Origin of the sequence: Streptomyces sp. NPDC059900, assembly GCF_050270335.1 — a bacterium.
Taxonomy (GTDB): Bacteria; Actinomycetota; Actinomycetes; order Streptomycetales; family Streptomycetaceae; genus Streptomyces.
The window spans coordinates 1-6,600 of sequence record NZ_JBNNJZ010000461.1 but is presented as its reverse complement, the minus strand read 5'-3'; the positions used below and the strand labels follow the sequence as shown (position 1 = coordinate 6,600).

At 70.4% G+C, this 6,600-nt stretch carries 5 protein-coding genes; 1 reads left to right on the top strand and 4 read right to left on the bottom strand.

Translation table 11 applies throughout. The annotated features are described in order from the left end of the window. On the bottom strand, nucleotides 1-1,522 hold a 1,522-nt coding region (locus ACQKIP_RS36145), incomplete at its 3' end, for a 2-oxoacid:acceptor oxidoreductase subunit alpha (protein WP_427745105.1). A 231-nt stretch (nucleotides 1,523-1,753) separates the two neighbouring features. On the opposite strand from ACQKIP_RS36145, the gene ACQKIP_RS36140 reads away from it, so the two are divergent. After that, nucleotides 1,754-2,383, top strand: coding sequence for an NADH oxidase (locus tag ACQKIP_RS36140; protein ID WP_365858285.1), 630 nt, complete (start codon nucleotides 1,754-1,756; stop codon nucleotides 2,381-2,383). On the opposite strand, the gene ACQKIP_RS36135 is transcribed toward ACQKIP_RS36140, so the two are convergent. The 3 genes from ACQKIP_RS36135 to ACQKIP_RS36125 all read right to left on the bottom strand — a co-directional run bounded on the left by ACQKIP_RS36135 (nucleotide 2,380) and on the right by ACQKIP_RS36125 (nucleotide 6,382). Next, nucleotides 2,380-2,988 (bottom strand): response regulator transcription factor, encoded by a 609-nt coding sequence (locus ACQKIP_RS36135; protein ID WP_361200421.1) that lies wholly within the window; start codon nucleotides 2,986-2,988, stop codon nucleotides 2,380-2,382. The genes ACQKIP_RS36140 and ACQKIP_RS36135 overlap by 4 nt on opposite strands. Before the next feature lie 112 nt (nucleotides 2,989-3,100). Further along, complete coding sequence (locus ACQKIP_RS36130) at nucleotides 3,101-4,189, bottom strand: sensor histidine kinase (protein ID WP_365858287.1); 1,089 nt, start codon at nucleotides 4,187-4,189, stop codon at nucleotides 3,101-3,103. A gap of 288 nt (nucleotides 4,190-4,477) precedes the next feature. Next, nucleotides 4,478-6,382: a TOMM precursor leader peptide-binding protein gene (locus ACQKIP_RS36125; protein ID WP_427745104.1), complete on the bottom strand. Its 1,905-nt coding sequence runs from the start codon at nucleotides 6,380-6,382 to the stop codon at nucleotides 4,478-4,480. Nucleotides 6,383-6,600 lie beyond the last annotated feature (218 nt).

The window sequence follows — 6,600 nt, the reverse complement described above, 5'->3', positions numbered from 1 at the left end:
CCATGAAGTCGTGGTTGGCCGGGTCGTAGGAGATGTTGCCGGTGCCGTCCTGCTTCTCGATCCCGCCGATCCGGTGCTCAAGACCCGGCGTGCCCGGAATCGCCCAGGGGCGGGCCAGGGTGTGCGGGTCGCGCTTGTAGGGCCAGAACGCCTCACTCCCGTCGTCCAGGACGTGGTTGGGTCCTTGCGGGAACTGCACCAGCATTTCGGGCAGTTCGTCGAGCTGGGGGATGCGCCAGGGCTCGGAGCCGTTGGCCAGATAACCGTCAGAGAGCAGGAAGACCGGGGTGCGGTAGGTGACCGCGATCCGGGCCGCCTCCAGCGCCGCGTCGAAGCAGTCCGCCGGCGTCTTCGCGGCCACGATCGGCACCGGCGCCTCGCCGTTGCGCCCGTACATGGCCTGCAAGAGATCGGCCTGCTCGGTCTTGGTCGGCAACCCGGTGCTCGGCCCGCCGCGCTGGATGTCCACGATCAGCAGCGGCAGCTCCAGCGAGACCGCGAGCCCAATGGTCTCCGACTTCAGCGCCACACCAGGACCGGAGTTGGAGGTGACGGCCAGCGATCCGCCGAACGCGGCGCCCAGGGCGGCGCCGATCGCGGCGATCTCGTCCTCGGCCTGGAAGGTCCGCACTCCGAAGTTCTTGTGCCGGGACAGCTCGTGCAGGATGTCGGAGGCCGGAGTGATCGGATACGAGCCCAGGAACAGCGGCAGTCCCGTCTGCCGTCCCGCCGCGATCAGCCCGTACGACAGCGCCAGATTCCCCGAGATGTTGCGGTACCTGCCCGCCGGGAACGCCTGCGCGGCAGGCGCGACCTCGTAGGAGACCGCGAAATCCTCCGTCGTCTCCCCGAAATTCCAGCCCGCACGGAACGCCGCGATGTTCGCCTCCGCGATATCGGGCTTCTTGGCGAACTTCGTCCGCAAGAACCGCTCCGTGCCCTCGGTCGGCCGGTGATACATCCACGACAGCAGCCCCAGCACGAACATGTTCTTGCACCGGTCGGCGTCCTTGCGTGAAAGTCCGTGGGACTTCAGCGCCTCGACCGTGAGGGTCGTCAGCGGAACGGGATGCACTCGATAGGCATCAAGTGCGTTGTCGTCCAGGGGATTTGCGGAGTACCCGACCTTCTGAAGTGCCCGTGAAGTGAACTCGTCGGTGTTCACGATGATCTCCGCACCGCGCGGCACGTCGGCGATGTTCGCCTTCAGCGCGGCCGGGTTCATCGCGACAAGGACGTCCGGCGCGTCGCCCGGCGTGAGGATGTCGTGGTCGGCGAAGTGCAGCTGGAAACTGGAGACTCCGAGCAACGTCCCTGCGGGGGCGCGGATTTCGGCGGGGAAATTCGGCAGCGTCGACAGATCATTGCCGAAGGACGCCGTCTCGGAGGTGAACCGGTCGCCGGTGAGCTGCATGCCGTCACCCGAGTCACCCGCGAAGCGGATGATCACCCGGTTCAGACGACGGACATCCTTGCTCCCGGAGGGTGGGGTCTCGTTGCTCTCCACTGTATGAACGGCCACCGGCCGTCCCCCTTCCCGTAGACGTGGACGCAGTGGGCTGACTGTCGCCGAACGTAGGGAGTGGCCCTTGCGACCGGGCAAAGCGGCAAGCGGACGGGGGAGATCCGGGATGCGGCGGAACTTGCCGATCACCTATGAGATCTTCATGTGCGAGCCATGAAACCGTGGCTTTCGGCGCGCTGCCGGGCTGCCGGATACTCGGGCCGACCACGCATCGGAAGGGAGCGCGCCATGCCGGATCCTGTCGGTCGGCAGCCGCTGCACCTGTGGTCGCTGAGCGAGGACGTCGTCGTGGAGACCACTGACGACGCGGTGGTGCTCACCGGCCGGTTTGGCACGGAGGAGCTCATCGACCCCGACCCGGTCGTCCGCGAGGCGCTGCGCCGCATGGAGCTCGGCCCCGTGCTGCCCGCCAACGTCCGGGCGAACCCTGAGGGCAGCATCTGCCTGGTGCTCCTGCCCACGCTGAGCCGGCTCTCCCACCTGACGGTGCGCACCCTGGGCCTCGACGACCTGAAGGGGCCGCTCCTCTCGGTGTCTCCCGAGTCCCGGCTCGCGACGTTCTCTCCCGACGAACTCGAAGCCGCGGACGAGATACGGCTGCCGCGGGACGTCAGGGTGACGCTGGACGCCGCGGGGGTCGCGCTGGAGTCGGCCGCCTCACTGCACCGGGTGGTGCTGCACCGCCCGGAGGCGGTCTGGGTGGTCGGCATGCTCGCCTGGCCCGTCACCCCGGACGCCGCCACGGAGGCCCTGCCGCTGCACCCCGAGGTGACGGACGGCATCCTGCGCTACCTGGTGGCGGCGGGCATGGCGAAGCCGGTGCATCCGCCGGCCCCGGATGCGGATGCGGACTCCTAGTACAACCACCCTGAGTCGCGGGCGATGCGGATCGCGTCGACGCGGTTGCGGGCGTTGAGCTTGGAGACGACCGTCGTCAGGTAGTTGCGGACCGTGCCGGTCGTCAGATGCATCCGGGAGGCGATCTCGGGCGCCTCCGCCCCCTGCGAGGCCAGCTTGAGCACCTCGTTCTCCCGCTCCGTCAGCGGGTTCTCGGCCCCGCCCCAGGCGGCGAGCGCCAGCTGCGCGTCGACGGCACGCTGGCCCGCGGCGACACGTCGCACCGCCTCCGCAAGCTCCTTGGGCGGGGCGTCCTTGAGGAGATAGCCGGACACATGCGCGGCCAGTGCCCGGCGCAGCGTGCCGGGGCGGCCCAGGCTGGTGAGAATGAGCGTGCGGCACTCCGGCATCCGCTCCCGCAGGTGGGTCGCGGCCGTCAGGCCGTCGAGGCCCGGCAGGTCGATGTCGATCACCGCCACATCGGGCTTCGTCTCGAGGGCCTTGGCGACGATCTCGTCCCCCCGCTCGACTTCGGCCACCACATCGAGATCGGCTTCGAGATTGAGCAGCGCGACCAGCGCGCCGCGGACCATGTGCATGTCCTCAGCCAGCAGTATCCGAATCACGGCCCCCCCGTAATCAGCGAATTCCGGCCGGATTCTACCAACTGGGTGGTCAGATCCGACTAGGCGGTGCAGCCCCGAGCGGTCAACTGCCGGGAAAAGATGGCCTGTCGGGCTACTCCTGCTCGGCGGGGACCACGACCCGCAGGCGGAACCGGGTCCCGTCGACCCGCCCGGCCTTCACCTCTCCGCCGATCGCCCGCACCCGCGCCTCCAGGTTCATCAGGCCGCTGCCGCCGTGCACGGAGTGCTCGTGATGATCCGGGGCGGCTCCGTCGTTAGCGACCAACAGATGTACGTTGCCGTCGAGTTGGATGGCCTCGATGTTGCAGTTGTCCGCCTTGCTGTGCCTGAGCACATTCGTCACCGCTTCCCTGAGGACCGCCGCGAGGACCGAGGACGTCTGCGTGCTCACGCTGCCGAGCGAGACCCGTACCGTCGTGCCGATGTCGGCCGCGCTCAGCACCGATCGTGCCGAACTGACCTCCTGTTCAAGGGACATGTCCTGAAACCCTCTGGCCACTCGACGCACGTCCGCCAGCGCGTCGCGCGCCACGGACAGGACGTCCTGGACCTCCTCCCTGGCGCGCTGCGGATGCTGCGGTATGAGCCGGTGGATCAGCTCGCTCTTCAGCGTGATGGCGGAGAGACTGAAGCCGAGCAGATCGTGCAAGTCCCGTGCGAAGCGCAGCCGTTCCTCGGTCACGGCCATGTGGGTCAGCTCGTCGCGTGCCGAGTGCACCTCCTTGACCAGCTCGCTCAGCCGGGAGAGCCCGTAGGTGACCAGGCCGGTCAGGAGCGTCGACTGGCAGAGGTACACGACGACGAGGACCGACCTGCCCTCCAGGGCCGCGGGCACCGAGAGGCTCGCCCCGACCACGCCGTACAGGCTCCATCCGACACGCGCGGGCAGCAGGAGCAGCAGTGACCCGGCGAGGAACCCCGCCATCGCGCCCCACTCGGCCTGGAAGACGAAGAACGGCAGGTAGGTCAGGAGGGCCTGCGCGGTCAGGGTGAGGCAGCGCTGCCACAGCGGCGCCCGGTTGGCACCGGGCGCCGAGTGTCTGAGCTGGAGGGCGAGAATGGCCGCGAGCGACACCAGCGCGATGACCTGCTGATACCCCGCCATGTCCGCGCCCAGGAGGTTGAGCAGGGTGACGACGGTGTAGCTGAGCAGTGCCATCACCAGGATGACGTGGGCCACCCGGGGAGCGGGCAGGTCCCGGCTGCGTCTCTCCGGCGGTGGCGTCCCCGGCTCCCCGCCGGGTCTGTGGCGCTCCCCGCTGTCGCCGTCGCGCTCTGCGTTGCTGCTGTCAGCGATGTCTAACCGTGCTTGGTTGTCCACCGTTCGCGACCTCTTCTCGCAACTGTGCGCGGTTGTCTGCGGATGATATGTGAAGGCCATGACAACCGCGTAAGAGTCCGCATGAGTACTCAAAAGTCGCTTTACAAGGCGGAGTTCGCCGACAGGGGCTCCGGTCGAAGCGTCCGGTCACACGAAGAGCGGCACGGGGTTCAACGCTTCGTACGACGTCGGTGCGCCGAGGCGGCCCAGGGCGACGGGAACGTCGAAGAGCCGTCCGGGAGCGAACCGTGCCCAGAAGTGACGCATCCCCGGCACCACTACCTTCACGACAGGAACTTCAAGGTCCGGCCTGCTCTGGTCGAGCACGAGAAGCTCCATCCCCCGGTCCCGTACCAACGCGGTGATGGCCGACACGTCGTCCAGCAGATCGGCGCGGTGGACGTAGTCCCAGCTCTCCGGCACGCGCGCGGGGAGCAGGCGATCGGGGCGCAGATAGGGCTGGTTGGCGATGGTGGCCCGGCGCCACCAGCCCAGCGGCTCGGGATCCGTGAGCGCGTAGCCGGTGCCGTCCGCCCGTGCGTCGCACACCGTGGGCAGCAACTGGCCGAGCTCCGACAGGGCCCTGCGCATCGCCACCCGGGGGTCGAAGTGCGCCCCGAACCCGAAGATCACGTCCTCGGCGGATTTGTCGGTGCGCCGGGACAGGGCGGCGAAGACCGGGATACCGAAGTCCGAGGTGAGGTCGAGCACCCAGACCTCGCGCCGCAGACGGGCGCAGGCCGTGCGGATCCGGTCGGCGTACGGCTCGGCGAACGCGTCGATGTCGACGGCCGGTTGCCGCGTGCGGTTGTACCACCACAGAGCCACCGCGTCCCGTTCGACCAGCTCCAGGAACCCCTGGACCAGGGCGTCTTCGCGGCTGCTGCCCGCCGCGTTGCCGTTGGAGTCGGCGTACAGGCCGTCCTCGGTCGGCTCGCCGTGGGTGAAGTAGAGCATCGAGGTGGGCAGCAGCCGCCGGGCACCCGAGGTCAGCGACCACACGGGTGTCCACTCCGTCGGCCGGTCGTCGGCGAAGGGCCGCGGCACGTACTGGAAGCTGGAGAACCGGGAGTTCCAGTGCTCGCGTTCGCGGAACTGCCGCTCGTCGTAGAGCTGGCAGGCGTACGGGTGCACGGCCTCGGCGCCGAGGCCCCGGTAGGTGTCGCGCACCACCGGCTCGTCGCCGTGCCGGGTGCCGCTGTAGCGCTCCACGGCCTCGCACAGGGCGCTGACCCGCGCCTCCGTCTCGGTGAGTCCTTTCCCGCCGCTCAGCGCGCGCAGCCCGGCCCGCAGTCCGCCGAGGGTGTGTGCGCTCATGGCCAGATTGGGCCCGGATATGCAGGAGTTGAGCCCTTCCGGGGTGCGCGGCGCGCGGCGGACCTCCTTCACGATCCCGGTCACCGGGTCGATGAGGTGGCCGTGCCTGGCCAGCATCTGCTCGGGGGTCAGCGCGCGGTGCCCGCCGCCCGCAGCCGTGGACGCCTTGGGGCGCGAGGCGGGGACGAAGGGCCGGTCGACCCACGCGGCCACGGTGCCCGGATCGCCGCAGACGGGGCACTGCGTGCGCCGGTCGACGCGGTGGCTGCGGCCCCGCATCCGGAGGGTGTCCCAGGTGTGGAGCTGTGCCTGGGAGTCGTCCCGGACCCCGGCGAGCCACTTCGCCGCCTCCAGGACAGCCAGGTTCAGGGCGATGGCGCGGCCCGCGTGCAGCGAGGCGGCGGGCCTGGCCGGCGGCCCCTCGATGCCCAGCGCGCGCCGCACCGGGCCCTCGGCGCGCCGGTGCCCGGAGAGCCGCGATCCCAGACAGCTCCAGCAGGGCCCGCCGTCCGGCCGGAAGAGCGGACCGACCCAGGGCTCGGCGCCACAGGCCCTGGCGATGAGCCACGGTGTGCCCTGGGCGCGGTGCGCGGTGTCCAGGTCGCGCAGGCGCGGCGCAAGGTAGTCGTCGCACAGTACGAGAGTGAGGTCCGCGGCGCCGCCCTCGGGAGCGAGGGCGACCCCGGAGGCCAGGCAGGCCGAGCGGACCGCTTCGGGATCGATGTCGTCGAGCACTTCGACGCGCAGCGACGCCCGCCGCAGCCGGGCGGCCGCCGCCCCGCCGTCGAGCCCGGCCAGATCCCAGTAGGCCTCGGCCGCGGCGCGTGGCGGTGGCGGCGCCCCGGGGGGGGGCCCCGGGCCCGGGGGGGGGGGGCGCTCGGGCCCACCGGGGGGGGGGGGGACGCGGGGCAAACGGGCAGGTGCGACGCCGGGCAAACGGGCAGGTGCGACGC

What these genes read in the sequence shown, in the direction of transcription:
- ACQKIP_RS36140 (WP_365858285.1), top strand. Translation starts at nt 1,754, where the DNA reads ATGCCGGATCCTGTCGGTCGGCAGCCGCTGCACCTGTGGTCGCTGAGC.